The organism is Pleomorphovibrio marinus, from assembly GCF_003347495.1.
Taxonomy (GTDB): Bacteria; Bacteroidota; Bacteroidia; order Cytophagales; family Cyclobacteriaceae; genus Pleomorphovibrio; species Pleomorphovibrio marinus.
Window position 1 is genome coordinate 225835 of the sequence record NZ_QCXY01000006.1, and the last position, 25493, is coordinate 251327.

Genomic DNA, 25493 nt, shown 5'->3' on the forward strand with positions numbered 1-25493 from the left:
CCTGTGAAAAGGATTATTTCTTCTTTTCTTTTTCAAATTCTTCCTTAATACCTTCCACGTCCACGTTTTTTATCACAGGCTTGGCATTCAGTTGCTTTAACTTAAGGGCACGGGTGTTTTGACCCCTTCTTTTTCTTTTAAGCTTTCGCTTTAATGTAGTAACAGCCATTTTTATATTGCTTTAGTATTATTTTCAAATGAGGTGCAAATGTAAAGGTTTTCAGGGAAAAGTCCATTATTTTTTGGGTAAATTTAGCGAAAGTAGAGAGGACCGCTTGGTTGAAACTCGGGAAATTTTGGATGTTTTTTATACCTTTGCGCCAAATATCCTAAACGATTGCCGTATGCTAAAACCGTCATTGCCCAAAGGAACAAGGGATTTCGGACCCGTGGAAATGGGAAGGAGAAACTTTATTTTAGAAACCATTAAAGATACCTTCCGTCTCTATGGTTTTCAAGCCTTGGAAACCCCTGCAATGGAAAACCTGAGTACCCTAACCGGCAAATACGGAGAGGAGGGCGATCAGTTGCTTTTCAAAATACTTAACTCCGGAGATTTTTTAAAGAAAACCCATACCGTAGACTTTGAGGAAGGCGCTCAGGCCATGCTTACCAAAATAGCAGAAAAAGGCCTACGTTACGACCTTACAGTGCCCTTTGCCCGCTATGTGGTCATGAACCGAAACGAACTCAGTTTTCCTTTCAAGAGGTACCAGATCCAGCCAGTATGGAGAGCGGATAGGCCCCAAAGAGGGAGATATAGGGAGTTTTACCAGTGCGATGCGGATGTGGTGGGAACGGACAGCCTGCTCTGTGAGGCGGAAATCGTACAGATGATCAAGCGTGTATTTCAGGCATTGGGCATTTCGGATTACACCATAAAGATAAACAACAGGAAAATTCTTACTGGTATAGCCGAAACCATAGGAGCGGCAGGAAAAGAACAGGAGTTGTGTGTGGCTATAGACAAGTTGGACAAAATAGGCTGGGAAAAAGTAGGGGAAGAGCTTAAGCAAAGGGGCTTTACGGACAGTTCAATTCAGGATTTGTCGCCTTTGGTGAAAAAGGAGTTCAAGGATGCCCGTGAAACATTTGGCTATCTTGAGGAGTTTCTCCGTGGCAGTGTAGCTGGTACCAATGGGGTGGAAGAACTCCGCCTGGTTTTTGATTTCCTTTCAGCTTTAGGGGGCTCCTATGAAAACGTGCAACTTGACCCCAACCTTGCCAGAGGGCTTACTTATTATACAGGCGCAATATTTGAAGTGAAGGTGAATAATGTGGCTATTGGTGCCGTAAGTGGTGGAGGCAGATATGACAATTTGACTGGGGTGTTTGGCTTGCCTGATGTATCAGGAGTGGGTTTTTCTTTTGGGGTTGACAGGATTTACGATGTAATGGAGGAGCTGGGACTTTTTGGCCAAACCGATCAGCCACCCGTGCAGGTGATGATTGCACATTTTGGATTGGAGGAACAAAAGTTTGGGTTGGGGGTTGTGCAGCAGTTAAGAGACAGGGGTGTGTCTGCGGAAATTTATCCCGAATCAGCTAAGATAAAAAAGCAATTCAACTATGCAGATAAAAAAGGTGTCCCCTATGTGATAGTAGTGGGCAGTGAGGAGATGAAAACTGGAATTCTTAGTCTTAAATCCTTGGCTAGTGGGGAACAGGAAAAAATGAAGATTGAGGAAATTTTATCTATTCTAGCTTTAGGCAAAAAATAAATGCTCCTGGATGGGGAGCATTTGGCAGAAAGGTCTTTACTCTACTTTCAAAATGGCATTAATGGGGATAACCACACCTCGTTTTAGGGTAATAAAGGCCGACCCTACAGCCCATATGGTGGTGTAAACTTGGTATAAATCACCAGCTGCCGATTCAAAAGTTATCCATACCTTACCTTGAGATAGATTGCCAAGTACTTGAGCCCTATTGAGATCGTGTTCCCTTAACATTCTAGCCTCCTCATCCAACAATACTTCTCGTTTAGAAAAAGTCAATTGATTGATTTTCTCTTTCTCGATTTTAACAATGGCTTTTTCTAAGGTGTTAGTCATAGCATTTTAAGTTAGGTTTTTTGGTACAGTAATCCATATAACAATACTTTTATAACGGACACTTGATGAATATGTTTCATATTAACCGTTTTCTTTGTTAATTAAAAATAAAATGTTGTATTCGGCGATATTTCCATATGTTAAACGTTTAAATATGTGTAGGCGGTCGCCGGAAAAAAAATTATATTTGTAAAACAAAAACAAAAATTAATATGATGGATATAATGGCCATGATGAATAAGGTCAAGGAAGCCCAGGCAAAAATTAAAGCCACCCAAGAACAATTGGTTCACTTACAGGCTGAAGGTGAGGCAGGAGCAGGTATGGTGAAAGTGATTGTGAATGGTGAAAGGAGAGTAGTAGATATTGAATTGGATGACTCCTTGCTTACGCCTTCTGACAAAGAAATGCTTAAGGATTTGACTGTCGCGGCAACCAACAAAGCCCTGGAAAGTATAGATGTAAAGATTAAGGAAAAAATGCAAAGTGCTACAGAGGGGATGATGCCCAATATCCCCGGAATGGATTTTGGAAACATGTTTTGATGGAGAAGGCGGCAATCGTCATTTTAAATTACAACGGGGAAAAGATTCTGAAGCGCTTTTTCCCCTCCATTCACACCCTTTCCAATTACCCAATAGTGCTGATAGACAATAACAGTACGGATGGTTCGATCAGGTTCATTAGCGATAATTTCACCAAGGTGCAGATTATCCGGCTCGAGAGGAATCTTGGTTATAGCGGAGGTTACACGTCTGGATTAGAACTGGTTAAAGGGAAATATGAATATTATATCCTGTTAAATTCGGATATTGCTGTGACCCCATACTGGGATCATTCCTTAGTCTCTCAAATGGAGACATGGAATGCTACAGCAGCTCAACCTAAGATTTTATCCCTCAATGAGGATGGGTTTTTTGATTATGCCGGAGCCTCAGGAGGCTATTTGGATTTGCTGGGTTACCCTTTTTGTCGGGGAAGGATTCTTCATACCCTAGAAAAAGACCTGGGGCAATATGATGATCCTGTGGAGGTGGATTGGGCAAGTGGGGCATGTTTCTGCGTCAGGACGGAGGACTTTCATAGTGCAGGAGGATTTGACTCTCACTTTTTTGCTCATATGGAAGAAATAGACCTTTGCATTCGTTTACGAAAAGAAGGGAAAAAGATTTTTTCTTTTCCAACTGTCGTGGTTTATCACCTTGGAGGAGGTACCTTACACAAATCCAACCCTTATAAGACCTACCTTAATTTCAGGAATAGCCTTTATATGTTGAGGAAGAACCTTGCAAATTGGGATTTTCTAAAGGTCTTTTTGATGAGAATAGTGTGGGATACAGCAGCTGCCTTTCACGTGACATTGACACAGGGTCTCCCTCATGGCATGGCAATTGTAAAGGCATATCTGCATTTTCTGTTGCGGAAAAATAACTTGCCAACAACTTCAAAAACGAAAAAAAGAAATATCACCGTGCTAAAAAACCCGGTACATTCGATAATTTACAAATATTACGTGGAAGGAATAAAAACATTCTCTGGAACCCGTTAATCAAAAAGAACGGGATTATTCATCTTTCTTACGTATTTTCTGATTTTCATCATCATAGCCAGGGAAACATAGACGATAATGGGGGAACCTAAAGTTATAAATGAAGCATAAATGAAAAACAACCTGATGCTGTCAATGGGGAAATTTAATTTTTCCCCTAATTTTGAGCATACACCGAAGGCGCTCTCTTGGAAGAATAGTTTGATCTTTTCCATAGTCATAATCGTAGAAGTCTTCTCAAAAAAAATACCAAATATTGAAGATAACGTGCCAAACCTATGATTGTTTTAAATATATCTACTACTTGTAAAATTTTCTTCTTACTGTTTTTACTTTCTTCCTGTTCCGTTCGGCAATTTATAAAAAAAGCCGAAAATCAAAAAATATCCGTCAATCCTCCTGTATTAAAAAGGCAAGGCCAGGAAGTGAACTTTGAACTTGTGGTCCTACTGCCCAGGCAAGCTATTACCAAGGATGTGGTATATACCCTTTTTCCAGAATTCCATTATGCCAACAACAGGATATACATATTTGATGAAACCCTAACCTTCAAAGGGGAAGATGAAAACCCTGCGGTGGCTCCCCAAGATAAATTGACACTGAGTATGCCTTATAGAGAGGGTATGGAAAAAGGGGAATTAAAGGTATATGGGGTAGCAACCGACAGGAATGGCAGGTTCCGAAAATCTTCCAAGAAGGCCACCGTATCTACCGGGATAATAAATACGCAATCTCTAGCGATGTTGGGGGAGAGTTATGAGGAGGGCAGTATTCCCAAATGGGGGCTTGAAGTTCCCCACGACCAGAACCAGCTTTTTGGTATGTATCATGGGGGATGGCAAGAGCTGAAAAATGCAATAATGAGGTATTCAGGAGTGAGTTTTGAAGAGAAATCTGCCTTTTTGAAAATCCTGGAAGGCAAAGGAGACTATTATTACAAAGAAAAAAGGCTGAAAGCCCTTCCCCAATATGACAAGATTGCCAGGGAGGTCTTTGGGAGAGTGTCCACATTTCGGGTAGGTGTGGGGCAAAGGGGCATGTCTGACCAAGAAATTTCTGTCATGGCCAACCACATCCTTACCAATAATGCCTCTCCCCAAACCTTGCCGGAGGCAGAATTGGCGTTTGCGGCCATGGAAGAACCAAGGCTACAGGAAAGGAGCAGGCTTTTTGAAGGTTTGGTAAAGGCTTACCCCAGTGTTTTTGCCTGGAACAACTATGGCGTAACCCTGCTGAACCTTGCGGAAAGGACTGCTAGCACCTCCGATAAAAACCGTTACTTAGGTTTGGCTAGGCATGCGTTCAATGAGGCCAATTCCATATTTCCTAATCCGTATGCCTCTTATAACTATGCCTTAATCCTGATGATTTTTGGGGATTACTCTGGAGCCTATGAAGAATTTTACAAAAGCATGTACCTTACCGAAAATGCCGATTTACGAAAGAAGCATGAGGCAAAACTGGGTGCAGTTTCGATACATACTGGCGATTATAGACTAGGAATCATCCATCTTGACAAATCTTTTGCTGATGAAATCACACTTTTCAATAAGGGGTTGGCCTACCTACTGGCCGAGGACTACCTGAATTCTTTGGTCAATTTTGAGGAAGCAGCTTTGATGAATATGGAAAATGGATATCCTTTCTATGGATTGGCCCTTATTGCAGCAAGGAACGGTGAGGTGGATAAGTTAGGTGAGTATCTGGGAAAGGCCACAGAGAAAAGTGAAAAACTCCGTTTGAGAGCGGTGGAAGATCTTGAGTTCAAAGTGTACAGGGAAAGTGAAGCTTTTAAAATGGCATTGAAATGAAAAACTGGGTTTTGGGTGTGGATATTGGAGGATCGCATATCTCAGGAGCTCCTGTCGATGTAAATGCCAAAGTAATCGACGAACAAAATTTCGAAAGGGTAGAAGTAGATGCTTTGGGCTCAAAAATCCAAATATTAGGGCAATGGCTCAACCTGCTTAACCAATTTCCCCTATCCTCTTATTCAGGTATGGGTATAGCCATGCCTGCTCCGTTTGACTATAAAAATGGAATAGCCTACCTTAGGGATCAGGGAAAATTTTCCGCTCTGTATGGAATGAATATTAAAGCGCACTTTGCCGAGCAACTTGGTATTGATTCCGAAAAAATCATATTTACCAACGATGCTGCCGCGTTTCTTCAGGGGGAAATTGATTACAGAGGTTTAGAAGACTCTTCCAGGCTTATGGGTATTACACTTGGCACTGGCCTTGGCACAGCTTTTAGACTTGAAGGCATGGCCGAGGATGCTGAGTTGTGGTCATCTCCATTTAGGGACCTTATTGCAGAAGATTACCTTGGCACCAATTGGTTTAAAACTTGGTCAAGTGTAAACTATGGGCTGGAAATCAATGGGTTGAAACCCTTATTGGAAGAGGTGGACAGGGCAATTGCAGAGGAGGCCTTGAGGGAATTTGGCCAAAATTTAGGGGAATTTCTCGTGCCTCACCTTAAAGAAAAGGGTATAGATACGCTAATCGTGGGGGGCAATATATCCAAAGCTGCAAATTTGTTTTTGCCGCATACTATAAAAATCATAGAAAATGCTGATTTGTCGATTGGTATTCACATCAGTAAGTTAGGTGAATTAGCCTCAAAATATGGAGCGGCTTCCATTTGGCAAAAATCAAGAAGCAGTAAGGAATACGAGGATTAAATATTGGTAAATTTATATGCATATTAGATAAAACCTAAAAAGTGAGATATGATTAAGATTGAAAAGAATGCCAATAAGAGTGGGGTTTTTTTTGCTGTCAAGAATTGGCTGAAAGAAAATGGTTTCGAAATAGCCAGTGAGGACGATGCTAGGCCCTGGGGAGGTTTTTTTGTAATTTCCGAAGAACAGATTGATAAATTCAGAAAAACCTTTTTTCCTGAGGTTTCATTTAGTGAGTCTCAATTGTCCAAAAAGCTAAGCCCCAAAATATTAATGGTGGCCCCTAAAAAAAGACTGTCCTGGCAATATCATTTTCGAAGGGCAGAAATTTGGAAACTCGTTGGGGGTAAAGGGGGTATCATTACCAGTGAAACAGACGAGGAGGGGCCATTGGAAGAAATGAAAACCGGTGAAGTGGTCAGTTTGAATCAGGGACAACGGCATAGGCTGGTTGGCCTTGATGACTGGGGGATAGTGGCTGAGATATGGATGCATACAGACCCCACGCAGCCTTCCAACGAGGATGACATTGTAAGGGTACAGGATGATTTTCAGAGAAACTAGGCAATGACGGGGAGTAACACTGTATTTGAAAAGGCACCAAAAAAAAGGGTTCGGTTACATGCTATAGATGTATATCGGGCCCTTACTATGTTGCTGATGATATTTGTCAATGACCTTTGGACGCTCCAAGAGACTCCCAAATGGCTGGATCATGTGCCCGCAGGCGTAGATGGGCTGGGACTCGCCGATGTCGTATTTCCCGCTTTTTTGTTTATCGTAGGGCTATCTATTCCATATGCTATATCCAATAGAAAAAGTAAGGGGGATAGCGATACTCAAATCCTTGCACACATAGTAATTCGATCCCTCGCCCTGATTATTATGGGGGTTTTCCATGTCAACTTGGAATCCTATAACAGTGAATTGGCTTTATTGCCAAAGCCGGCTTGGCAGATACTGATTACCATAGGTTTCTTTCTGGTTTGGATGGATTATTCCAGATGGGAGAAGGTTCAATTTAAACCCTACCTTCAGGGTTTAGGGATAGTACTCTTAATAGGTCTTGCGGCCATTTACCAAGGCGGTCCAATGGATGAACCTACCTGGATGCGTCCAAAATGGTGGGGAATCTTAGGACTTATTGGCTGGGGTTATCTAATTGTAAGTTTGATTTATTTGATTTGCCAGGAGAACAAAAATGCGCTTTGGATGAGTTTCCTGCTCCTGGTGAGTTTTCATGTAATGGAGAAATCGGGTTTCCTAGGATTTCTTAGCACTATTCGACCTTATATTTGGCTAATCGATAATGGTGCTACACCAGTGAGTTGCATGGGTGGGGTTATTGTTTCCATTTATTTCAGGGAATGGTTTTCCACCAACTATAGAAACAGGTTTTGGATATTCCTGCTTATTGGGGCGCTTTTATCGGTAGTACTGGGATTAATCACCAGACCTATCTGGGGTATCCATAAAATTGGATCTTCCCCTTCTTGGGTTTGGATATGTTTGGGTATAAGTATGGCTGTATACGGAGCAATGATTTGGCTCGTGGAGTTAAAGGGCAAAAAATCATGGTTTGATTTCATAAAGCCAGCAGGTACCAGCACCCTGACCTGTTACTTATTGCCTTATGTGCATTATGCATTGTTGAGTCTATCAGCTTTATATCTTCCCATATGGCTTAGGACTGGTGGAGTGGGAATTATTAAATCCCTCTTTTACGCAATAGGTATCATTTTGGTGACTGGACTTTTGGAAAAAGTGAAGATAAGGTTAAAAGTATAGGGCTTTGACCTTTTTAGAAATTAGCCAAAATCCAATGTTAATTGTGATATTCGGTTTTCAAAACTTGGATATTCCTGTGATATTTGACTTATTGAAATTTAAAAATTTTATTAATCACCCAAACCTCCTCATCATGAGAACACTATCGGAAAAAATGAAACTATTGTTAAGCTCGTTATTCCTTTTTTTAAGTTTCACTTCTTTTTCGCAGGATTTACCCGTAAAGGGTTTTGCCATTGCGGCTCCTAATTCTGATGGGCTTGACCGATTTGTAAAGTTTATGGAGGAGGAACTTGGCCCAAGGGGTATAAATACACTGGTTCTCCGTGTTGATTTCAATTATGCATTCCAGTCCCACCCAGAGCTGCAGGATGAGAATCCCTTAACCAAGGGGGATGTGGATAAAATAAAAATGGCTGCAAAAAAACATGGAATAAAGGTAGTTCCACAGATCAATCTTTTAGGACACCAATCCTGGGCGGGCACTTTGGGCAATTTACTGAAAGAATATCCGGAATTTGATGAAACCCCCCATGTTAAAATGCCAGAAAACTATGAATGGCCAAATGAAGATGGCCTTTATTGTAAGAGTTATTGCCCCTTACATCCTGAAGTCCATGAGGTTGTTTTCGCATTGGTGGATGAGCTTTGTGAGGCCTTTGAAACCTCCGACTTTCATGCCGGCATGGATGAAGTATTCTTTATTGGTGATGATAAATGCCCTAGATGTGGGGGATTGGACAAGGCCGAACTTTTTGCAGGTGAGGTCACTAAAATTCAGAACCATTTAGACCTCCAAGGAAGAAGGTTGTGGATTTGGGGAGATAGATTGATTGATGGGAAACGTACCGGAATTGGGATGTGGGAAGGCAGTATGAATAATACACATAGGGCCATTGACTTGATTCCCAAGGAAGTGATGATTTGTGATTGGCATTATAATTCACCTATACAGACACCTGTTATTTTTGCGGCTAAGGGTTTGGATGTCATTTCCTGCTCCTGGAACAAGCCGCAGGTTGGGGTTCAACAGCTTGAGGATATGGTTACTTTCCGAAACCACAATACCTCTGAAATGAAAGATAGGTTTCAGGGAGTAATGGTTACAGTATGGTCTGGGGCAGACGTTTTTCTGGATGGGCTGGAAAAGTACCTGGCTGATCCCTCGGCTGAAAAGGAGGTTGATCAGCCTTGGGTAACTTTTGTTGAGGTATTTGAAAAAGAGAATTTTGTAGGTCTAATTTGGTAAAACAGAATGCCCCCCAATGACTTGCTTTCTACCACCCAAAGATACCAGTCCTTGGATGTCTTAAGGGGATTGACAATAGCTCTGATGGTGGTGGTAAACACTCCCGGTTCTTGGTCTGCGGTATATGAACCTTTGAAACATGCTTCTTGGCATGGTTTCACAGTTACCGATTTGGTTTTCCCTTCTTTTTTATTTGTAGTAGGAAACGCCATGAGTTTCTCCATGGCAAAGTTTAAACTGAAATCCAACGGTGCTTTTTTCAGTAAAGTGGGAAAAAGGGCATTAATTATTTTCTCCATAGGCTTTTTATTGGGAATGTTCCCGTTTTTCAGGGTAGTAGATGGACAATATGAACTTATAGATCTAGGAAGCATAAGGTGGATGGGAGTTCTACAAAGGATTGCCCTATGCTACTTTTTAGCAGCTTTACTTATTCGCTTTACCACAAAGCGATTAACTATCCTTATCATAATAGCTATTTTAATGGGTTATTGGGGAATCATGTATTGGTTTGGGGAGGGGGAAGACCCCTTTGCTTTGCTGGGCAATGCAGCAAGAAAATTTGATCTGTGGGTAATTGGTGAAGCTCATTTGTATAAAGGGGAGGGGGTTCCTTTTGACCCAGAAGGGTTATTGAGTACATTACCTGCTACTGTAAATGTGTTAGGAGGATATTTAGTAGGAATCTATCTTCAGCGTATCACATCGAAAGAAAAGGCCGCTTATATGCTTTTTGCCACAGGACTAATCCTAATCCTTCTTGGGTTGGTGTGGGATCCATTTTTTCCCATAAACAAGAAAATTTGGACAAGTAGTTTTGTGTTGTACACTATAGGTTGGTCCACTGGGATTTTGGCTATTTTGATTTGCCTACTGGAGGTGTTTCAATTGAAATCCTGGGCTTATTTCTTTGAAGTTTATGGTAGGAATCCCCTTGTCTTGTATGTGCTATCCGGTGTATTGGCCCGAATCATGATGGTAATTTATATCGGAGGGGTAATGTCTAAAGTTTATATTTTTGAAAATCTTTTCGCGCCTTTCCTACCCCTAAATTTGGCTTCTTTTTTGTTTTCGGTGGCCTTTATGCTGCTTATTTGGCTAATTGGGTTCCTCATGGATAAGAAGCGAATTTATATTAAAGTTTAAGGAAATCTTATTTGGTTTGTTTTTTATAGAATGCAAGGTAAATAATCTGTTTAAGGAGGGCTCAAAAACGATTAAAAAACCCATCAAGGTTAACCTAGATAAGGATTAACCCTGATGGGGTAGATTGTGTAGCAAGACCATTAAGAAGCCCCTGTATTAAGAGATTGATTCACAAACTGTTAAAGAAAAAGAAAACTTCTTTTTATAGTTGCGAATAGTCCGCTGGATATAATAAGCGGGTGTCATTTTTGGAAACCGTATTTTTGTACTCCTCCAAGTCTTTCATTGCTTCCCAGTCAGGGTCAGCTCCAAACTGTTTCCATTTCTCGTTTCGCGTGTCCATGTTTTCGAATGTAGTCATGTACATAAGGTTCGGCATATTGGCTCCTGCCAAGGTTTCCGCGTAAAAGACATGGTTGAAATCCAACTTGTCGAAAATATCGATTTCTCCTTGGTTAAACATTTTAACCTTTTGTCTATATAGCCTTTCAGTAGCTGCTTCGTAACTTCTAAGTTCGTAAACCCTGTCTTTTTTAGGGCCAGAGACCTTGGATTCCTTGAAGGCAGGCATACCGGAGAAAGCCAATAAAAGTGCCGTTTCTATGCGTTCATATGGAGGATTGTCGTGGGCGGCATGGATATAGGACTTGCCTTTCTCCTGGTAGTTATTGTCCTTTTGAAGCTTACCTTCAAATTCAAAGTAGGCTTTTTGGTTTTTAAATGGGGTGAAAACGTACACCATTTTACCCGCATCTTCTTCTGTTGATCTAGGTTTGAATACTCCGACTTTTTGGATGCCTTGGCGATTTGCGGCGGGGATATAGGCTTGCTGTAAGTATTCATCAAGCATTTTTTCCTGATCTGCATTTTTGATGTGGTAGGTTTTTAATTCATACAGTTCCCTTTTTCCTGATTGGGCCTGTAGATGGACTGTGCAGAAAACACACAACCCCAGAAGCATTGGTAATATCTGAATCTTCATTGTTAATTTGAGTTATAATCGTTGAACTAAAGCATAAAGGTACTATCAATTTTCAATATTCTATTTCAATTTTTAAGAGAGGTGGAAATTTCCTTGCACCGAAACCACAAACCTCTTCAGGCATGGAATTCGGTGGTTTAATTTAATAACTCACAATTAAATGTAATTTTTTGTAGGCATAAAGGCTTTTTGTTTTTTTTTAGAAATTACCGCCAAACCGTGTTTTGAATAATAAATAATGATTACTTTTGAAGGCAATAATTTGGGTAATTGAGTGATAGAATTGTTAATAGCCGCCATTTTATTTTAAATATTTATTCTTTAAACCACCAAATAATGAAAAGGATTTTAGTGACAGGGGGTGCTGGATTTTTAGGGAGCCACCTTTGCGATTTGTTGCTTGAGGAAGGTAACGAGGTATTATGTGTAGACAACCTTTTTACTGGAAGAAGGAAAAATATCCACCATCTTTTGGATAACAAGAATTTCGAATTCTTTAGACATGATGTTACCATGCCACTCTTCGTAGAGGTGGATGAAATATATAATTTGGCTTGTCCAGCTAGTCCTATACATTATCAATTTGATCCAGTCCAAACCACCAAAACCTCGGTGATTGGCGCTATCAACATGTTAGGCCTAGCCAAGCGTTTGAAAGTTAGAATCCTTCAGGCAAGTACTAGTGAGGTATATGGGGATCCTGAGATTCACCCACAACCTGAATCCTATAAGGGAAGTGTTAGTGTGACAGGCCCTAGGGCTTGTTACGATGAAGGGAAACGGTGCGCAGAAACACTTTTTTTTGACTACCATAGGCAGAATAAACTTTCCATCAAAGTTATGAGGATATTCAATACCTATGGGCCTAGAATGAACCCATTTGATGGTAGGGTGGTGAGTAATTTTATCGTTCAGGCACTTCAAGGTAAGGATATCACCATTTTTGGGGATGGAAAACAAACCAGGAGTTTTTGTTATGTGGATGATCTAATTCAAGGAATGCATAAATTGATGTTGAGTAGGGAAGGATTCACAGGCCCTGTGAACATAGGCAACCCGGTGGAGTTTACCATGATGGAACTTGCCAAGAACGTACTTGAATTAACAGGTTCTAAGAGCAAGTTGAAGTTTATGCCTTTACCGCAGGATGATCCTATGCAAAGGAAACCAGTTATTGATTTGGCAAAAAAAGAACTGGAATGGGAGCCTAAAGTGCAACTTAAGGAAGGGCTGGACAAAACCATATCTTATTTCGAAAAGACACTTACTGAAATGGGCTAAAATGCCCTTTCGGTATCAAATTTACTAACTGGATTTGATCTTTATTAAAACGTCTTTTAAATATAATATTTTGTAATTTATAAAAAAATACACTTTCTGTTCTAATTTTACGGTATTGTCATTTAAATTATTTCGAAAAAATATATTTTTTTTAACTGTTTTTAAGTAAACTAAGTTATATTTGAGGAGTAATACTTTTGTCACCTACGGTAAAGAGCCATGAAATCGGAATTGAAAATATTGGCAATTGATGATGAACCTTCCGTTCTTCTAATCATTCAACATTATTTCAAAGAAAAATTTAATGTTAAGGTTTATAATAAACCGGAAGATGCTATTTCTTGGATGCAAGATGGGAACATTCCGGATGTCATCATCTGTGATTTGAATATGCCAGATATAGATGGGGAAAGTTTTGTGAAATTTTTAAATTCCAGCAGCTTTTTTTCATCGATACCTGTGATCATGTTGTCTGCAACAGAATCCTCTGAGAAAAAAATTGAAATTTTAAATGCTGGGGCTGATGATTTTATGGTCAAGCCTTTTAACCCTAAGGAATTAGAGGCAAGAATAAATTCTATACTCCGAAGAGTTGGAAAATTTTCCTATGCATAAATGGAGGGCAACCTAAGTACAATTGCTATTGTAGCGGAAGACCAAAAGTTAGCTGAGGAGATTAGAAAGCTGCTTAAGGGATCCTATCATCTGATTAACTTTAGCAATGGGGTGGCACTATATAATTCATTGGTCCATAAAAAAATCCATCCTGATTTGATCATTAGTGCCGCTGCAGTGAGGGATATTCATGGCCTTCCGCTAAAAAAAACGGTCAATGAATTGGGGTTTGGCCAAATTCCTTTTTTTCTAATCGTACCAAAATTAGAAACTGAACAATTCAAGGATTGTCTTCAAGAGGGGGTTGTGGATGTATTTGCCCAACCCATGGAGGAAAAGCATTTAAAATACAGGATAGCCTTTACGCTGAAACATCCCCAAGCCTTTAGGAAAAACAACAAAAAATCGGACTTTCAATTAAAGCCATATAAAATCCCTTTGTTGAAGCGTCTTGTGGATATTATTGGTTCTGGTTTGGTATTGCTATTGGTGTCCCCATTACTACTAGTGATTGGGATTTTAATCAAAATCGAATCTAAAGGACCCATTTTTTATTATTCCTACAGGGTGGGCACTGGATATACGATATTCAAGTTTTACAAATTACGATCTATGTATACTGGTGCTGATGCAAAATTGCAAAATTTAAAGCACCTAAATCAGTACAATACCGCGAATTCACCCAAGGAGGTTAACGAAAAGGCAGTGGTGAGGGAATTATGTGAATGGTGTGAACAGGCGGGTGGAGGATGTCTTCAGCCATTGTATGACGACAATCATGTGGTCTGTGAAAGAATTTACAAGGAAAGAAAGGCGACCAATAAGGATGTGGCTTTTATCAAAATCCAGGATGACCCGAGAATTACTAAGGTAGGCAAATTCATTCGGAACACCAGCATAGATGAACTGCCTCAGCTTTGGAACGTTCTCAAGGGAGATATGTCTTTGGTGGGAAATCGGCCGCTTCCCTTATATGAAGCTGAAAAAATCACCACCGATAAATATTCACTTCGTTTTTTAGGCCCCGCAGGCATCACGGGACTTTGGCAAGTAGAAAAAAGAGGGAGAGGAGAGATGTCTGAGGATCAGAGGTTGAGCTTGGACAATGATTATGTAAAAAATTTCAGCCTTTGGTTCGATTTTAAAATCATCCTGAGAACCATTCCAGCACTTTTCCAAAGTGAAAATGTATAGCATTGCAGGCACTGAATTGCTATCTTGTTTTATCCACCAGTTCCCACAGACATTTCACCCTATATTCCCACGTGTTTTGGGCAGCTATTTGATGTCTTTTTTCTTTTTTTTCTGAGGTATCGTTTATTATTCCGTCCTCTATACCTTTTACAAATTCCTTTGGTGTTTTTGCCAGAGTAATGAATTCACCAAAATCCTTTATATCTTCTGAGAAAGGTGAGGCAACAATTGGTTTTCCCGAAGCCAAATATTCATTGATCTTAAGAGGGTAAATGCTTTTTGTCACTTCATTACACAAAAAGGGTAGGATGAGCAAGTCAAAGTGGGCAAGATAATTGGGCAATTCTTCGATTGCTTTTGGCCCCACAAAGTGTAAATTGTCTATTTCATCCAAATCAATGGTGGTGCTTTTCCAATGGTTTCTGGGGCCAACCATTACTAGGTTTTTCTCAGGGTGAGCCAGACAGATGGCTTTGATGAGGTCATAATCCAGTCTATGACAAATATTACCTGTATAGCCAATCAATGGACCAGGGATTTCCTTTAATTCATCCGGTAATGGAGGTTTTCCTAAATATGCTTTCTTGAAGTTGTCGAAATCTGCGGCGTTCGGGATATAAGCCACTTCTTTTCCGGAAAGTGAACTTAGGTCTTTCTGAAGTTGTCTGGAAGTGGCAATACTCAAATCAGCTTGCTGAATGGCAATAATTTCGGCTTGGGTGCCGTGTTTTCTCAAATAAGGCTCAAGCCCCCTGATATTATCCCTAGATTGATAAATGTAGAATTGAAAATCCAGTTTCCCTGATGGTTGGGAGAGGTAAAGCGGGTTGAATGAATTGAAAAAAACACAACTACTAAATCCCAAGCTGTGAAGGGCAAGGGTAATCGAATTGGCAAGCCAATTGTCGTTGATATTGGAAAAAAACCTGTAAGCTTTTCCTTCAGGCAGCCAATTTATTGGTATCATAAGTGGAGGAGTCAAGGCATAAAGTTCACCTTGATACTGATCCAGCTTTTTTAAAGCTCCCTTTTTTCTCCATAACGCTTTTTTCCTGGTTTTTAATCTGGGAAGATTCCTTTCCCTCCAATAATCCGAAAATGTAAATGGGTAGTCCACATAAATTACGGGCTGGTTCTTGGCAAATGTTTTAGCTAAAGACCACGAAGCTGAAGAAAAATCCCCATCCCACCTGGACATACTCACCATTACTAAAGGGATTTCTTTTAATTTATGCATGTAAAGCTGCCTTGATAGAAATAAATAAAAATTAGACTAAAAATAGGGAATAAGCAGCATAAAAATATTATTTTCATCGCATAATTGAAACTTAAATTTTTATTCCTTTGATAATTCTCCAAATCTTAATTTTCGCATGTGCCTTTTACCTTTTTTTCCCCATAATCACCGCTATATGGGCTACTGTTTTGGCAAAAACCATTAAACCTGTTAATAGCAAAAACTTGGATAGGGTTTGTTTTGCCTGTGTCATCACGGCATACAAAGATTTAAGTATGACATGGCCTTTGGTCAGGGCTTTGCTGAAGCAAAACTATCCTGATTTTGAAATTTACCTGGTAGCAGATTCCTGCATGGGACAACCAATAGAGGTTAAAAACAATAAATTACACCTCCTTCAGCCAAGTTCCCCCCTTAATAGCAAGGTTGCTTCGCTTCATTATGCTCTTGAAGAAATGGATCCCGGGGTTACGCATGTGGCAGTATTTGATCCTGATAACTTGGTTCCTCACCATTTTCTAAACGAGATTGCCGCATGGCACCAAAAAGGTTTTAACCTGGTACAAGGAAAGAGAATAGCTAAGAATGTTGATAGCACTTTTGCTGCCTTAGATGCTTTGGGAGAATACTATTACGATTATTCCGTTAGAGCCACTCCATTTCTTCTTGGATCCTCATCTACCATAGCAGGTTCTGGAATGTCCATAGAAAAAAAATTGTATAAGGAGAATTTAAGGAAAGAAATGGAGGAACTAAATGCAAAAGGAGTGGTAGTGTCTGAGGATAAGTCCCTTCAACTTCAAATGGTGCAAAAAGGTGAAAGAATAGCCTATGCTTCCAAGGCTGTGGTCTTTGACGAAAAAGTCATCCAAGCTCATCAAATCGGCAAACAAAGGGGCAGGTGGTTGAACAGTTACTTTAGGCATAGCAAAGACGCTTTGGGAGCTTTTTTCAAGGGGTTATTGTCATTGGATTGGAACTTGACCTTTTTTGCAATAGTTGTTTTGATGCCGCCTATGGTAGTTTTGGTAGGCATGAGTTTGGCCCTTTTAATAGTTACCCTAGTTGTCGCACCCATATATGGATTGCTTCTATTTGCTGCTTTGTGCCTGTTCGCTGCTGGATTTCTTTTAATATTGTTGCTTAACCGAACCCCAAAGTCGGTTTTATTAGTTATTCCGAAAATCCCTCTCTTCGTTTTTGGCCAGCTTTCTGGGTTTATGAATATACGAAAAGCGAATAAGGATTTTATGCCTACCGAACATACCCAGAAGATGGAAATTGAGGAAGTATGGGAAAAAAGGAAGGGTGAATTCGAATAATAAGGTGGGGGTAGGAAATTTCACTTCCCCCACCATTTTACTACCGAGGAAGGTCGTTCCCCATAAATTCGTTGGGGTTGGCTTTAGGAATAGTTGCATTCCACTTCTGATTGATAGCCTCAATGAAATGGTTTGCTATGAACGCACTTCCTCGAGCATTTGGGTGTACGCCATCTACCGAGAGCCCACCATTTGGAGGGGCTATGCTTGCAGTAAGTGCCACTCCGCCTGCGCTTACAGTTCCTTGTACCACTTGGTTGAACAAACCATTAATATCTACTAAAACCAGTCGGTCGGAATGGCTTTGTACAGCAGATTGAATAATAGCATTAAAGGAGTTTACTTTACCGGAAATCTCTTCTTGCTCCGTAGGAATCAACACATATTCATCTCCAACAGGTACAGAAACACCAAAAATAGCAGTAGGGCTTCCGTCTACAGGTTGACCAAGAACCTGGGAAAGGGGTAAAGTGGCTCTGTCTCCGGCATTACTCAGTCGTATGGAAGGTAATCCTAAACCAGATAAGTCAGTAAGGGTCTCATCCTCCATAAGGAAACCATTTGCCCCCTGTTGAAACTGAACCGTCCTTAGTTCCCGCTCTTCTGAGCTTATAAGGTTTGCCCCCTCTGCCTGCTCCAGTCCCCCATTATATTCTCGGAAACCTTGGTTTGCCGCAGTAGCCTGCCCGGAACTCAAGGGTACTGCATTCCATGGCACTAAGTTGAAATAGGGTAAAACATTGAGTGATGGTATGTTACCAACAGCCCCTTTTGCTTCTGGGTTTGCAGTAAGCATCCTACTAAGAGCGGTATTGTACATTAGGGTAAAATTCTCATCCGAAGTTAATAGCTGGGGGTTTGCTGCTCCGGTGAGTGCATACCCCAACACATCATTTTTGCCCAGCCAAAAAGTAAAAAACGTTCCTCCATCGGAAAGTGCCGCTGCGGCATCCCCTACTAAGGTACTATTTCCTGGATCGCTTGCAAACCGTGCATATTCTGGGTTAAAGGCAGGATGCTGAGGCTGTGAAACATCCCCCACTTCTGGCATCATGGAAGTTGCCAAGGAGATTCTGTTTACCCCAAAATTATTGAGCATAGCTTTATCCCCTTCAAATGGGGTGAAAGGGTCTCCGGGAATTATGGGGTTTGGTAGGGTTTGTCCTGTTGCAGGGTTTTGTCTCAAAATTAACCTTCCCAAAACTACCCCCTCTGGACCTGGACTAAAAAAACCTACCTCTGCATTGATGTCGGGGTTGTTAAATGGACCTCCCCCCACTTGCTTCATTTGATTGGCAAGGATAACGGCAAATGAATTTCGTTGAGAACGGTTGTAGAGGGCACCATCCATTACCCCAGCAGTTATCGAAGACCCTATACTTACCATTTTGGAGAAATCCGCATCTCCTTGGCTAGGAGCAGGTGTCAGGTCCTCTGGAAATTCATATTGACAAGCAAACGCCAAAATCAATAGGAGGGAGAGCAGTAATTGTTTTATAGTTCTCATTTCTTTTGGCCTTTTAATTTAACAATTCATCAAAGGTGATAGACAGGTAATAGATAGCCCCTATAGTAGGTCCCCCGAAGTTGAGGATGTACCTGTTATTGAAGATGTTGGATCCGCCAAGTTTCACGATTGATTTTAAGCTACTTACCTTATAGCTCACCTGGGCATCCATATTGTGTACCTCAGGCACGTCTCCTTGGGCGAAGGAAGATTCCCATCTAAAGGCTGTCTGGTAGCGATAGGAAAGATTAAAACCCAGATTTCTGGTTAGTTTTCTGTTCCCAAACATAATATTGCCTTTGTGCTCAGGGGTGTTGAATTCGGACAAAAAACCCTCATCCAGTTCGGTGATCAGCTTATTGTAATTGTAATTGGCACTGATAGTGTAATTTTTGGGGAGGTTATAGGTGAGCCCTAAAGCGGCACCATGTGCCCTTACTTCTTGGTCTACAATATTGGTATAGGTTTGAAAGGTGTTTTCCTGACCAGGAATAGTGACTGGCGTCAATAGGGAGGGAGCATTGATGGCGTTCAAGGCTCCTTGTTCAGTAGTTGGGGATGCGCCGGGAAAAACAGGTCCTGTTGCCTTTCTTATAGCTGTCTGAGAAATAAAGTCATTAAAGATATTGTAATAATAGGCAAAATCAATCAACAACCTGTTTTGGGCAAGTAATCCCTTATACCCTACCTCTACAGATCTCACTTGTTCCGGGCGCAAGTCCGGTAAGGATTCCACCCTTTGCAGATGACCGGTGGCAGTTGCGGAGACGGGACTTTCCCCCGCGCCAACAGCTTCAATATACCTTTGCACCGAGGTGAGGCTATAGGCATTCTCAAAAACATTGTATTTTTCCCTGTAATAGGGTAAGCCAGCAATAAGTCTTGCAGAAATCACATTGAGGTCTATATGCTGGGCCTGAGTAGTCGGCATCCTGAATCCTGTTTGGTAAGAAAGCCTGAAATTACTGTTCCCTTCAGTATATACGCCTGAAATTCTTGGACTGAATTGCCCTTGGAAATTTTCATTTTTGTCATATCGAATAGATCCAGTAATCTTAAGCTTGTCGTCCAATACCCGCTTGGACCCTTGCGCAAATCCACCCACCTCGGTGACTGTGATATCATTACCCTCCACGTCTGCGAAAATGGTTCCATTGGATCTCAAGTCATACACTCTATACATGGCACCCACTTGGAGATCCATAAAGTCGATTTCCTCCTTGAAATTGTACTGCCCCTCGGCCATATACATCCTGGACTGGTCATTAAACAAGGATCCTCCAGGAATGAAATCAGAACGTATCTCATTTGCTGCATTATTAAATTCTGGGCTTCCTGGCAGGAACCTTCCCTGGTCGGCTTGGGATCGGGCAAATTGGTGAGCGGCTGCTTGTTGGGAAGGATTACCCATGCCTCCTGGAGCCACTTGCTGTTGCGCCAGAGCACCCATATAGTTAAGAGTGTATTCGCCAAACCACTGTGCGTTGTCCTTCCATGCACTGTTGATATTTACCCCGGTCAAATCGGCAATGTACGAGTCCCCCGAATTTTCCCTTGTGGTATATCCTCTTAAGAAAAAGTTATCTCCCTTCAACTCCAATTTATGTTGGCTAATTTCAAAATTGTTTAGGGAATAGCGCTGGGCACCGGTATAAACCGAGGTGCCAGAACCGTAGTTTAGGGTGTAGGATAATTCTGCCCTGTCACTTACCCTGTAGTGCAATGCGCCATTCAACTTGTAGTTTTTAGCCCCATAATCCACCAAGTATCGTTCATCATAGCCAGTTCGGGAAACCACTTGATCGGGAATGCTGGAAATATAGCCCCCCAAACCCGACGCATTGGCTTGTTGCTGTATCGCAGCGACGTTCCTTAACAAGCCGATGTTGTTGGAAACTTCGTCCCCAAAGACATGGACGCTATTTTGTCCTGGATTAAAAGGTAATTCACCCTGTGCCGCAACATTGAGGTCTGTTTGGTCTGTGCCGTACCAATCCTCTGCTTGCATAAAGGAAGCACTGATTTTAAATGCAAACTTATTGTTGAAGGCTTTGGCATAGCGAAGGGAGCCCTCATACATAGGTTGTGGCGAACTGGGTTCCCCGGGTCTACCTCCAAAATGGTTAAACCCCTGCTTATAATAGGCACTCAAGCCCTGGTATTCAAAAGGACTTTTACTGTTGATGAGCAAGATACCGTTGAAGGCATTGGGTCCGTACAAGGCCGAGGAAGCACCAGGGATAAACTCCACACTCTCCACATCCAGTTCCGAAGGTCCATTGAGATTGCCTATGGGGAAATTAAGTGCTGGAGCCTGGGTATCCATTCCATCGATAAGCTGCACAAAGCGGGTGTTTCCGGTGGAATTGAACCCCCTGGCATTCAAAATCTGAAAATTGATCGAGGAAGCCGTCATATCCACCCCTTTAAGGTTTGCAATGGCCTTGTAATAGCTGTCGCTGGCATTTTCCCGTATGGCCAAAATGTCCATCTTCTCGATAGATACCGGGGATTGAAGAATACTTTCTTCCACTCGGGAGGCTGAAACCACTACCTCCTGTCCAAGCAAAGTTTGTTCCTCCAGATTAACGACTAAGTTACTTACACTAGTTTCGGTAATATTCCTTTCTTGAGTGGCGAAGCCCACCATGGAAAATACCAGGGTCAGGGGAGGGGCCTGATTGACCCTAAGGCTGAAGTTCCCGTTGAGATCGGTTATGGTACCAATTACCTTACCTTTCACCAGGATATTCACACCAATAAGAGGGTCATTAGTATCAGCATCTATTACGCTACCTGAAATAGTTACCTGTTCCTGGGTATATCCTTTTTGAGGATAATTGAAAGAAAATAGAGCTATCAGGGCTAAAACCGAGCAATACTTTTGGTAATAGTTTATCATTGGTTTTTGGGTTAAATATGATACTTACGCAAACATCACAATAATGACTCTAGAGCCATACCTATTATCACCCTACCATTTGATAGTCAAAACAGAGTTCCTTGAATTATGCAATCAAAGAAAACTCTTGCATTAATATGGATTAAACGTAAAATATAAGTGTTTGATAGTTAAAAATAGGATAATTTTTAATAAAATTAAAAAATCTTGAATTAAGACATGGGATTGAAGCAGGAATCCATAAAAAAACAATCAGGCCACCTCTTTCTTTTTTTAAAATGAGGAAAAAAAAGTTACTTTTCTAGACAAACCAATTAAGGTTGTCCATCAGATTTTTGATTTTCCTCATTTACATGTTTTACCAATCTGTCGCAAAGCTCTTTTATTTCTTCGGAATAATATTCGTCTCCCGTACTATTAAGGATGGTTTGTGCCATACCGCTTAAAATATCAATGTAGAACCTTTTCATTTCCACCACAGACATTTCATCTGTCCAAAGGTCTATCCTTAAGGTACTGTGGTTAAGGTTGTCCCATACGTTTAGGCTGATACTCTTTGTGGACTCCAAACCTTCTTCTTCCTTATCGGATGCTTCCCACTCTATGGATTTAGGAAGGTTTTTTTCGTCCAGTGCAACACTAAATTTTATCTCTGATTTTTTCATGTGTACCTATTTCAAGGGGCAAAATTAATAAAGAAAAGGGAAATGGCTCCTTATCCACCAAAAAATCATTCGAATTCCATTTCAGGCACCTCTGAGGGAATGATCAATTTACCCTCCGTTTTTTCCTGGATAGTAGAAGCAGACACTCCTGGTGCCCTTTCAATCAATTTAAAGCCTCCCTCTGGCAAGATTTCCAAAACCGCCAGATCAGTGACTATTTTTCTTACACATTTTACTCCGGTAATGGGCAATCGGCATTCCTTAAGAAGTTTGGACTTACCCTCATTACTACAGTGCTGCATCGCTACTATGATTTGCCTGGCAGCAGATACCAAGTCCATTGCCCCTCCCATGCCCTTTACCATTTTCCCTGGTATTTTCCAATTTGAAATATCTCCATTTTCTGAGACCTCCATGGCACCTAGAATAGTCAGGTGCACATGGCCGCCCCTTATCATTCCGAATGATTCCGCAGAATCGAAAAGTGCTGAGCCCTTTACCATGCTTATGGTTTGTTTCCCGGCATTGATGAGGTCAGCATCTACTTGATCCTCTGTAGGAAAGGAGCCTATTCCTAACAATCCATTTTCACTTTGAAGTACAACTTCAAGTTCATCGGGTATGTAGTTGGCAACTAGGGTAGGGATGCCTATCCCCAGATTGATATACTGACCGTTTTTGATCTCCTTTGCAATGCGTTGTGCGATTTTTTCCTTGCTTAGCATAGGTACTTTCGGGTTATTTTAGGTCTTTCTTATGGTTCTTTGCTCAATTCGTTTCTCATAATTGCTGCCCTGAAAAATATATTTCACGTAGATACCAGGTGTATGAATGGCATTAGGGTCCAATTCTCCTGCAGGTACCAACTCTTCCACCTCTGCAATGGTTATTCTGCCGGCCGCAGCCATCATAGGATTAAAATTGCGTGCTGTTCCCTTATAGATTAAATTGCCGGCTGTGTCTCCTTTCCAGGCCTTCACCAGGGAGAAATCAGCCCTCAACCACCTTTCCAGCAAATATAATTTGCCGTCAAATTCCCTGATCTCTTTACCTTCTCCCACTTCTGTACCCACACCAGCAGGTGTAAAAAAGGCAGGAATACCCGCTCCTCCTGCTCTAATCCTTTCTGCCAGAGTGCCTTGTGGAATGAGTTCCACTTCCAGCTCTCCAGAAAGTAATTGTCTCTCAAACTCCTTGTTTTCTCCCACATAGCTGGAGATCATCTTTTTGACCATTTTCTCCTTCAACATCAGACCTATGCCAAAATCGTCCACACCGGCATTGTTGGAGATACAGGTTAGTCCCTTCAAGGGTCTTTCCAGCAGGGCTGCAATGCAATTCTCCGGGATACCACAAAGACCGAAACCACCCAACATCAACACAGAATGGCTCCCAATGTCCTTCACAGCTTCTTCGGCATTTTTGATGGTCTTATTGATCATTGCTACATCTGTTTGTTTTTTTAGCAGTCCTCCCGATTGCTATCGGGAGGAACCTCGCACCTGACTGCCTTCAGGCAGGTGTTATATAATCATTGCTACCAATGATGAGTTACTAATTCACTCCACGAGCGTTGCAGGTTCGTTGCGGCCCCTGAAAAAACTCAGGAAAGGCCTGCAAGAAACCAAATGTCATTTCCTTTCTGTAAATGCCAATTTTTAGAACTCTGTGAGTCATCCTGGTCATGCCCTGACTGCCGTCAAGACAGGCTCGATTTCATTTGGGCTTTAGTTGGAAGTAACTCATGGTAGAAATTTTATCTTTTGCTAATTGGGCCTTCAGTGAGTCCAAACCATCGAACTTTTTTTCCCTTCTTAAGAAGTCATGGAAATAGACTTTTATCTGTTTACCATATAAATCTCCTTCAAATTCGAATACGTGAACTTCCACCGTTTTGTTTTGTCCACTTAATGTAGGACGGTTACCAATATTCAGCATCCCCTCTTTTAGCATTCCTTCCCATTCCACTTCCACCACGTATACTCCGTCCATTGGAATTAGCTTGTTTGGGTTAGCTACCTCAATATTTGCGGTTGGGAACCCTAAGGACCTGCCTATTTGCTTTCCCTTAATTACCGTGCCAGAGAGTTCATAGGGTCTGCCTAGGAAGGCTTTTGCGGTATCCAAGTCTCCTGATTCCAGCGCAACTCTGGTTTTGGTGCTACTTATTCCATTGTTATCTATGTCTTGTCTTGAAATTTCCTCGAGTTCAAATCCATATTTGTCCTGGTTAGCTTTTAGGTGCTCGAAACTTCCCTCTCTTCCTCTACCAAATCGGTGATCATAACCGATCACCAGTTTTTGGGTACCAATTTTTTCTATCAGGATATCCTCTACAAAACTTTGGGAGGAGGTTTGGGAAAATGCTTTGGTGAAGCGGATACTTATTAGGTGATCAACCCCATATTGCCGTAGTAATGCTTTTTTTTCTTCAAAAGAGGAAAGCAGCTTGATGTTGTGCCCTTCCGGATTCAGCACCATCCTTGGGTGGGGCCAAAAAGTCACCAAAACAGTTTCCCCATTTATGGCATTGGCGATCTCCCCCAACCTTTTCAGGATCTTTTGATGGCCAAGGTGTACACCGTCAAAGGTGCCAATGGTTACTACTGGGTGTTGGATGTGAGGTATTTCATCCAGGTCCTCGTAAATCTGCATGCTTTTCGGAATTGATTTTATCAATCAAAACTGGCAATTCATAAGCTTTGTTTAACTCAAAGTCCCCAATTCTGGTTCTTTCTAATTTGGACAAGTAGGCACCTACTCCTAAAAGACTGCCTAAATCCCTTGCTAAGCTCCTGATATAGGTGCCTTTGGAACATATTACCCTGAATTCTACCTCAGGAAGGTGTACGCATGTGATCTCAAATTTTTTTACCTCCACTATCCGAGGTTCCAAAACCACTTCTTTCCCCTTTCGGGCAGATAAATATGCCCTTTTGCCATCTTTTTTTATGGCCGAATGGGCAGGAGGAATTTGCGAGATAGAACCAGTCAACGCTTCTGCGGCACGGATGATATCTTCATCCCTAAGGTGGAATGGGTCTGCTACTTCTATTACTTCTCTTTCAAGATCGAAAGACTCTGTCGTTTTCCCCAGTACAAAGGTACCTGTATATTCCTTTTCCTGAGCCTGATACGATTCGATTTTTTTGGTGGCCTTACCTGCGCAAAGTATCAACAAACCGGTAGCCAACGGATCCAAGGTTCCCGCATGCCCAACTTTTTTGATTTTGAGCGCATTCCTTACTTTTTTTACTACATCAAAAGATGTCCACCCATGTGGTTTATTTATTAAAAACACCTTTCCTTCATCCAT

Annotated in this window: 25 protein-coding genes; 13 read left to right on the top strand and 12 right to left on the bottom strand. The window is 41.3% G+C overall.

Going from position 1 to position 25493, the window contains the following annotated elements; all coding sequences use genetic code 11:
* Positions 1 to 13: 13 nt before the first annotated feature.
* Positions 14 to 169, bottom strand: a complete 156-nt coding sequence (locus DB520_RS27065) for a hypothetical protein (protein WP_198675365.1) — start codon at positions 167 to 169, stop codon at positions 14 to 16.
* A 175-nt stretch (positions 170 to 344) separates the two neighbouring features.
* Here DB520_RS27065 and hisS point away from each other — a divergent pair, with 175 nt between their 5' ends.
* Entirely contained in the window at positions 345 to 1721 is a 1377-nt protein-coding gene (gene hisS, locus DB520_RS16210) for a histidine--tRNA ligase (protein WP_114750891.1), read from the top strand.
* 36 nt (positions 1722 to 1757) lie between these two features.
* Here the strand turns inward: hisS and DB520_RS16215 are convergent, their stop codons facing one another.
* Positions 1758 to 2054 (bottom strand): hypothetical protein, encoded by a 297-nt coding sequence (locus DB520_RS16215; RefSeq protein WP_114750772.1) that lies wholly within the window; start codon positions 2052 to 2054, stop codon positions 1758 to 1760.
* Between the two features lie 212 nt (positions 2055 to 2266).
* Between DB520_RS16215 and DB520_RS16220 the strand changes: the two genes are divergently transcribed.
* Both DB520_RS16220 and DB520_RS16225 read left to right on the top strand, forming a co-directional pair.
* Entirely contained in the window at positions 2267 to 2599 is a 333-nt protein-coding gene (locus tag DB520_RS16220; protein WP_114750773.1) for a YbaB/EbfC family nucleoid-associated protein, read from the top strand.
* Positions 2599 to 3603: a glycosyltransferase family 2 protein gene (locus DB520_RS16225; RefSeq protein ID WP_114750774.1), complete on the top strand. Its 1005-nt coding sequence runs from the start codon at positions 2599 to 2601 to the stop codon at positions 3601 to 3603. Before DB520_RS16220 ends, DB520_RS16225 begins: the two co-directional genes overlap by 1 nt.
* Here the strand turns inward: DB520_RS16225 and DB520_RS16230 are convergent.
* Positions 3600 to 3818: a PspC domain-containing protein gene (locus DB520_RS16230; protein WP_114750775.1), complete on the bottom strand. Its 219-nt coding sequence runs from the start codon at positions 3816 to 3818 to the stop codon at positions 3600 to 3602. The two genes, DB520_RS16225 and DB520_RS16230, sit on opposite strands and share 4 nt — an antisense overlap.
* 63 nt (positions 3819 to 3881) lie before the next feature.
* On the opposite strand from DB520_RS16230, the gene DB520_RS16235 reads away from it, so the two are divergent.
* From DB520_RS16235 to DB520_RS16260, 6 genes are all read left to right on the top strand, one after another.
* Positions 3882 to 5414: a tetratricopeptide repeat protein gene (locus DB520_RS16235; protein WP_114750776.1), complete on the top strand. Its 1533-nt coding sequence runs from the start codon at positions 3882 to 3884 to the stop codon at positions 5412 to 5414.
* Positions 5411 to 6289: an ROK family protein gene (locus DB520_RS16240; RefSeq protein WP_114750777.1), complete on the top strand. Its 879-nt coding sequence runs from the start codon at positions 5411 to 5413 to the stop codon at positions 6287 to 6289. The genes DB520_RS16235 and DB520_RS16240 overlap by 4 nt, the downstream gene beginning before the upstream one ends.
* A 48-nt stretch (positions 6290 to 6337) precedes the next feature.
* Positions 6338 to 6853: a cupin domain-containing protein gene (locus DB520_RS16245; protein WP_114750778.1), complete on the top strand. Its 516-nt coding sequence runs from the start codon at positions 6338 to 6340 to the stop codon at positions 6851 to 6853.
* 3 nt (positions 6854 to 6856) lie between these two features.
* The gene (locus tag DB520_RS16250) at positions 6857 to 8077 is read left to right on the top strand and encodes a heparan-alpha-glucosaminide N-acetyltransferase domain-containing protein (RefSeq protein WP_114750779.1); all 1221 of its coding nucleotides are present in this window, start codon (positions 6857 to 6859) and stop codon (positions 8075 to 8077) included.
* A gap of 133 nt (positions 8078 to 8210) precedes the next feature.
* Positions 8211 to 9326, top strand: coding sequence for a family 20 glycosylhydrolase (locus DB520_RS16255; protein WP_232835017.1), 1116 nt, complete (start codon positions 8211 to 8213; stop codon positions 9324 to 9326).
* Between the two features lie 6 nt (positions 9327 to 9332).
* A complete protein-coding gene (locus DB520_RS16260) occupies positions 9333 to 10472 on the top strand; it encodes an acyltransferase family protein (protein WP_114750780.1) in 1140 nt (379 codons plus the stop codon).
* 202 nt (positions 10473 to 10674) lie between these two features.
* On the opposite strand, the gene DB520_RS16265 is transcribed toward DB520_RS16260, so the two are convergent.
* Positions 10675 to 11454: an NIPSNAP family protein gene (locus tag DB520_RS16265; protein WP_114750781.1), complete on the bottom strand. Its 780-nt coding sequence runs from the start codon at positions 11452 to 11454 to the stop codon at positions 10675 to 10677.
* 336 nt (positions 11455 to 11790) lie between these two features.
* Here DB520_RS16265 and DB520_RS16270 point away from each other — a divergent pair, with 336 nt between their 5' ends.
* From DB520_RS16270 to DB520_RS16280, 3 genes are all read left to right on the top strand, one after another.
* Positions 11791 to 12735, top strand: a complete 945-nt coding sequence (locus DB520_RS16270; protein ID WP_114750782.1) for a UDP-glucuronic acid decarboxylase family protein — start codon at positions 11791 to 11793, stop codon at positions 12733 to 12735.
* A 219-nt stretch (positions 12736 to 12954) separates the two neighbouring features.
* The gene (locus DB520_RS16275) at positions 12955 to 13350 is read left to right on the top strand and encodes a response regulator transcription factor (protein ID WP_114750783.1); all 396 of its coding nucleotides are present in this window, start codon (positions 12955 to 12957) and stop codon (positions 13348 to 13350) included.
* Positions 13351 to 14544 (top strand): sugar transferase, encoded by a 1194-nt coding sequence (locus tag DB520_RS16280; protein WP_114750784.1) that lies wholly within the window; start codon positions 13351 to 13353, stop codon positions 14542 to 14544.
* 19 nt (positions 14545 to 14563) lie between these two features.
* On the opposite strand, the gene DB520_RS16285 is transcribed toward DB520_RS16280, so the two are convergent.
* Positions 14564 to 15781, bottom strand: a complete 1218-nt coding sequence (locus DB520_RS16285) for a glycosyltransferase (protein WP_232835018.1) — start codon at positions 15779 to 15781, stop codon at positions 14564 to 14566.
* Positions 15782 to 15888: 107 nt separating this feature from the next.
* On the opposite strand from DB520_RS16285, the gene DB520_RS16290 reads away from it, so the two are divergent.
* Positions 15889 to 17103 (top strand): glycosyltransferase, encoded by a 1215-nt coding sequence (locus DB520_RS16290; protein ID WP_114750785.1) that lies wholly within the window; start codon positions 15889 to 15891, stop codon positions 17101 to 17103.
* A gap of 40 nt (positions 17104 to 17143) precedes the next feature.
* On the opposite strand, the gene DB520_RS16295 is transcribed toward DB520_RS16290, so the two are convergent.
* The 7 genes from DB520_RS16295 to truB all read right to left on the bottom strand — a co-directional run bounded on the left by DB520_RS16295 (position 17144) and on the right by truB (position 25493).
* On the bottom strand, positions 17144 to 18610 hold the full coding sequence (locus DB520_RS16295) for an SGNH/GDSL hydrolase family protein (protein WP_114750786.1): 1467 nt from the start codon (positions 18608 to 18610) through the stop codon (positions 17144 to 17146).
* Positions 18611 to 18623: 13 nt separating this feature from the next.
* Positions 18624 to 21512, bottom strand: a complete 2889-nt coding sequence (locus DB520_RS16300; protein ID WP_114750787.1) for a TonB-dependent receptor — start codon at positions 21510 to 21512, stop codon at positions 18624 to 18626.
* 314 nt (positions 21513 to 21826) lie between these two features.
* Positions 21827 to 22177, bottom strand: a complete 351-nt coding sequence (gldC, locus tag DB520_RS16305) for a gliding motility protein GldC (protein ID WP_114750788.1) — start codon at positions 22175 to 22177, stop codon at positions 21827 to 21829.
* 65 nt (positions 22178 to 22242) lie between these two features.
* On the bottom strand, positions 22243 to 22902 hold the full coding sequence (locus tag DB520_RS16310; protein WP_114750789.1) for a 3-oxoacid CoA-transferase subunit B: 660 nt from the start codon (positions 22900 to 22902) through the stop codon (positions 22243 to 22245).
* An 18-nt stretch (positions 22903 to 22920) separates the two neighbouring features.
* Positions 22921 to 23619 carry a CoA transferase subunit A gene (locus tag DB520_RS16315; RefSeq protein WP_114750790.1) on the bottom strand — a complete coding sequence of 233 codons (699 nt, stop codon included), beginning with the start codon at positions 23617 to 23619 and terminating at the stop codon, positions 22921 to 22923.
* Between the two features lie 274 nt (positions 23620 to 23893).
* Positions 23894 to 24832, bottom strand: coding sequence for a bifunctional riboflavin kinase/FAD synthetase (locus DB520_RS16320; RefSeq protein WP_114750791.1), 939 nt, complete (start codon positions 24830 to 24832; stop codon positions 23894 to 23896).
* Positions 24807 to 25493 (bottom strand): tRNA pseudouridine(55) synthase TruB, encoded by a 687-nt coding sequence (gene truB / locus DB520_RS16325; RefSeq protein WP_114750792.1) that lies wholly within the window; start codon positions 25491 to 25493, stop codon positions 24807 to 24809. Before truB ends, DB520_RS16320 begins: the two co-directional genes overlap by 26 nt.

Excerpts from the sequence above, each read along its gene's own strand:
- DB520_RS16220 (WP_114750773.1), top strand. The coding sequence starts at position 2,267 with ATGATGGATATAATGGCCATGATGAATAAGGTCAAGGAAGCCCAGGCA.
- DB520_RS27065 (WP_198675365.1), bottom strand. The coding sequence starts at position 169 with ATGGCTGTTACTACATTAAAGCGAAAGCTTAAAAGAAAAAGAAGGGGT.
- hisS (WP_114750891.1), top strand. The coding sequence starts at position 345 with ATGCTAAAACCGTCATTGCCCAAAGGAACAAGGGATTTCGGACCCGTG.
- DB520_RS16260 (WP_114750780.1), top strand. The coding sequence starts at position 9,333 with ATGCCCCCCAATGACTTGCTTTCTACCACCCAAAGATACCAGTCCTTG.
- DB520_RS16320 (WP_114750791.1), bottom strand. The coding sequence starts at position 24,832 with ATGCAGATTTACGAGGACCTGGATGAAATACCTCACATCCAACACCCA.
- DB520_RS16225 (WP_114750774.1), top strand. The coding sequence starts at position 2,599 with ATGGAGAAGGCGGCAATCGTCATTTTAAATTACAACGGGGAAAAGATT.
- DB520_RS16240 (WP_114750777.1), top strand. The coding sequence starts at position 5,411 with ATGAAAAACTGGGTTTTGGGTGTGGATATTGGAGGATCGCATATCTCA.
- DB520_RS16235 (WP_114750776.1), top strand. The coding sequence starts at position 3,882 with ATGATTGTTTTAAATATATCTACTACTTGTAAAATTTTCTTCTTACTG.
- DB520_RS16215 (WP_114750772.1), bottom strand. The coding sequence starts at position 2,054 with ATGACTAACACCTTAGAAAAAGCCATTGTTAAAATCGAGAAAGAGAAA.
- DB520_RS16255 (WP_232835017.1), top strand. The coding sequence starts at position 8,211 with ATGAGAACACTATCGGAAAAAATGAAACTATTGTTAAGCTCGTTATTC.
- gldC (WP_114750788.1), bottom strand. The coding sequence starts at position 22,177 with ATGAAAAAATCAGAGATAAAATTTAGTGTTGCACTGGACGAAAAAAAC.
- DB520_RS16270 (WP_114750782.1), top strand. The coding sequence starts at position 11,791 with ATGAAAAGGATTTTAGTGACAGGGGGTGCTGGATTTTTAGGGAGCCAC.
- DB520_RS16315 (WP_114750790.1), bottom strand. The coding sequence starts at position 23,619 with ATGATCAATAAGACCATCAAAAATGCCGAAGAAGCTGTGAAGGACATT.
- DB520_RS16245 (WP_114750778.1), top strand. The coding sequence starts at position 6,338 with ATGATTAAGATTGAAAAGAATGCCAATAAGAGTGGGGTTTTTTTTGCT.
- DB520_RS16285 (WP_232835018.1), bottom strand. The coding sequence starts at position 15,781 with ATGCATAAATTAAAAGAAATCCCTTTAGTAATGGTGAGTATGTCCAGG.
- DB520_RS16250 (WP_114750779.1), top strand. The coding sequence starts at position 6,857 with ATGACGGGGAGTAACACTGTATTTGAAAAGGCACCAAAAAAAAGGGTT.
- DB520_RS16275 (WP_114750783.1), top strand. The coding sequence starts at position 12,955 with ATGAAATCGGAATTGAAAATATTGGCAATTGATGATGAACCTTCCGTT.
- DB520_RS16280 (WP_114750784.1), top strand. The coding sequence starts at position 13,351 with ATGGAGGGCAACCTAAGTACAATTGCTATTGTAGCGGAAGACCAAAAG.
- DB520_RS16295 (WP_114750786.1), bottom strand. The coding sequence starts at position 18,610 with ATGAGAACTATAAAACAATTACTGCTCTCCCTCCTATTGATTTTGGCG.
- DB520_RS16300 (WP_114750787.1), bottom strand. The coding sequence starts at position 21,512 with ATGATAAACTATTACCAAAAGTATTGCTCGGTTTTAGCCCTGATAGCT.
- DB520_RS16310 (WP_114750789.1), bottom strand. The coding sequence starts at position 22,902 with ATGCTAAGCAAGGAAAAAATCGCACAACGCATTGCAAAGGAGATCAAA.
- truB (WP_114750792.1), bottom strand. The coding sequence starts at position 25,493 with ATGGATGAAGGAAAGGTGTTTTTAATAAATAAACCACATGGGTGGACA.
- DB520_RS16265 (WP_114750781.1), bottom strand. The coding sequence starts at position 11,454 with ATGAAGATTCAGATATTACCAATGCTTCTGGGGTTGTGTGTTTTCTGC.
- DB520_RS16230 (WP_114750775.1), bottom strand. The coding sequence starts at position 3,818 with ATGGAAAAGATCAAACTATTCTTCCAAGAGAGCGCCTTCGGTGTATGC.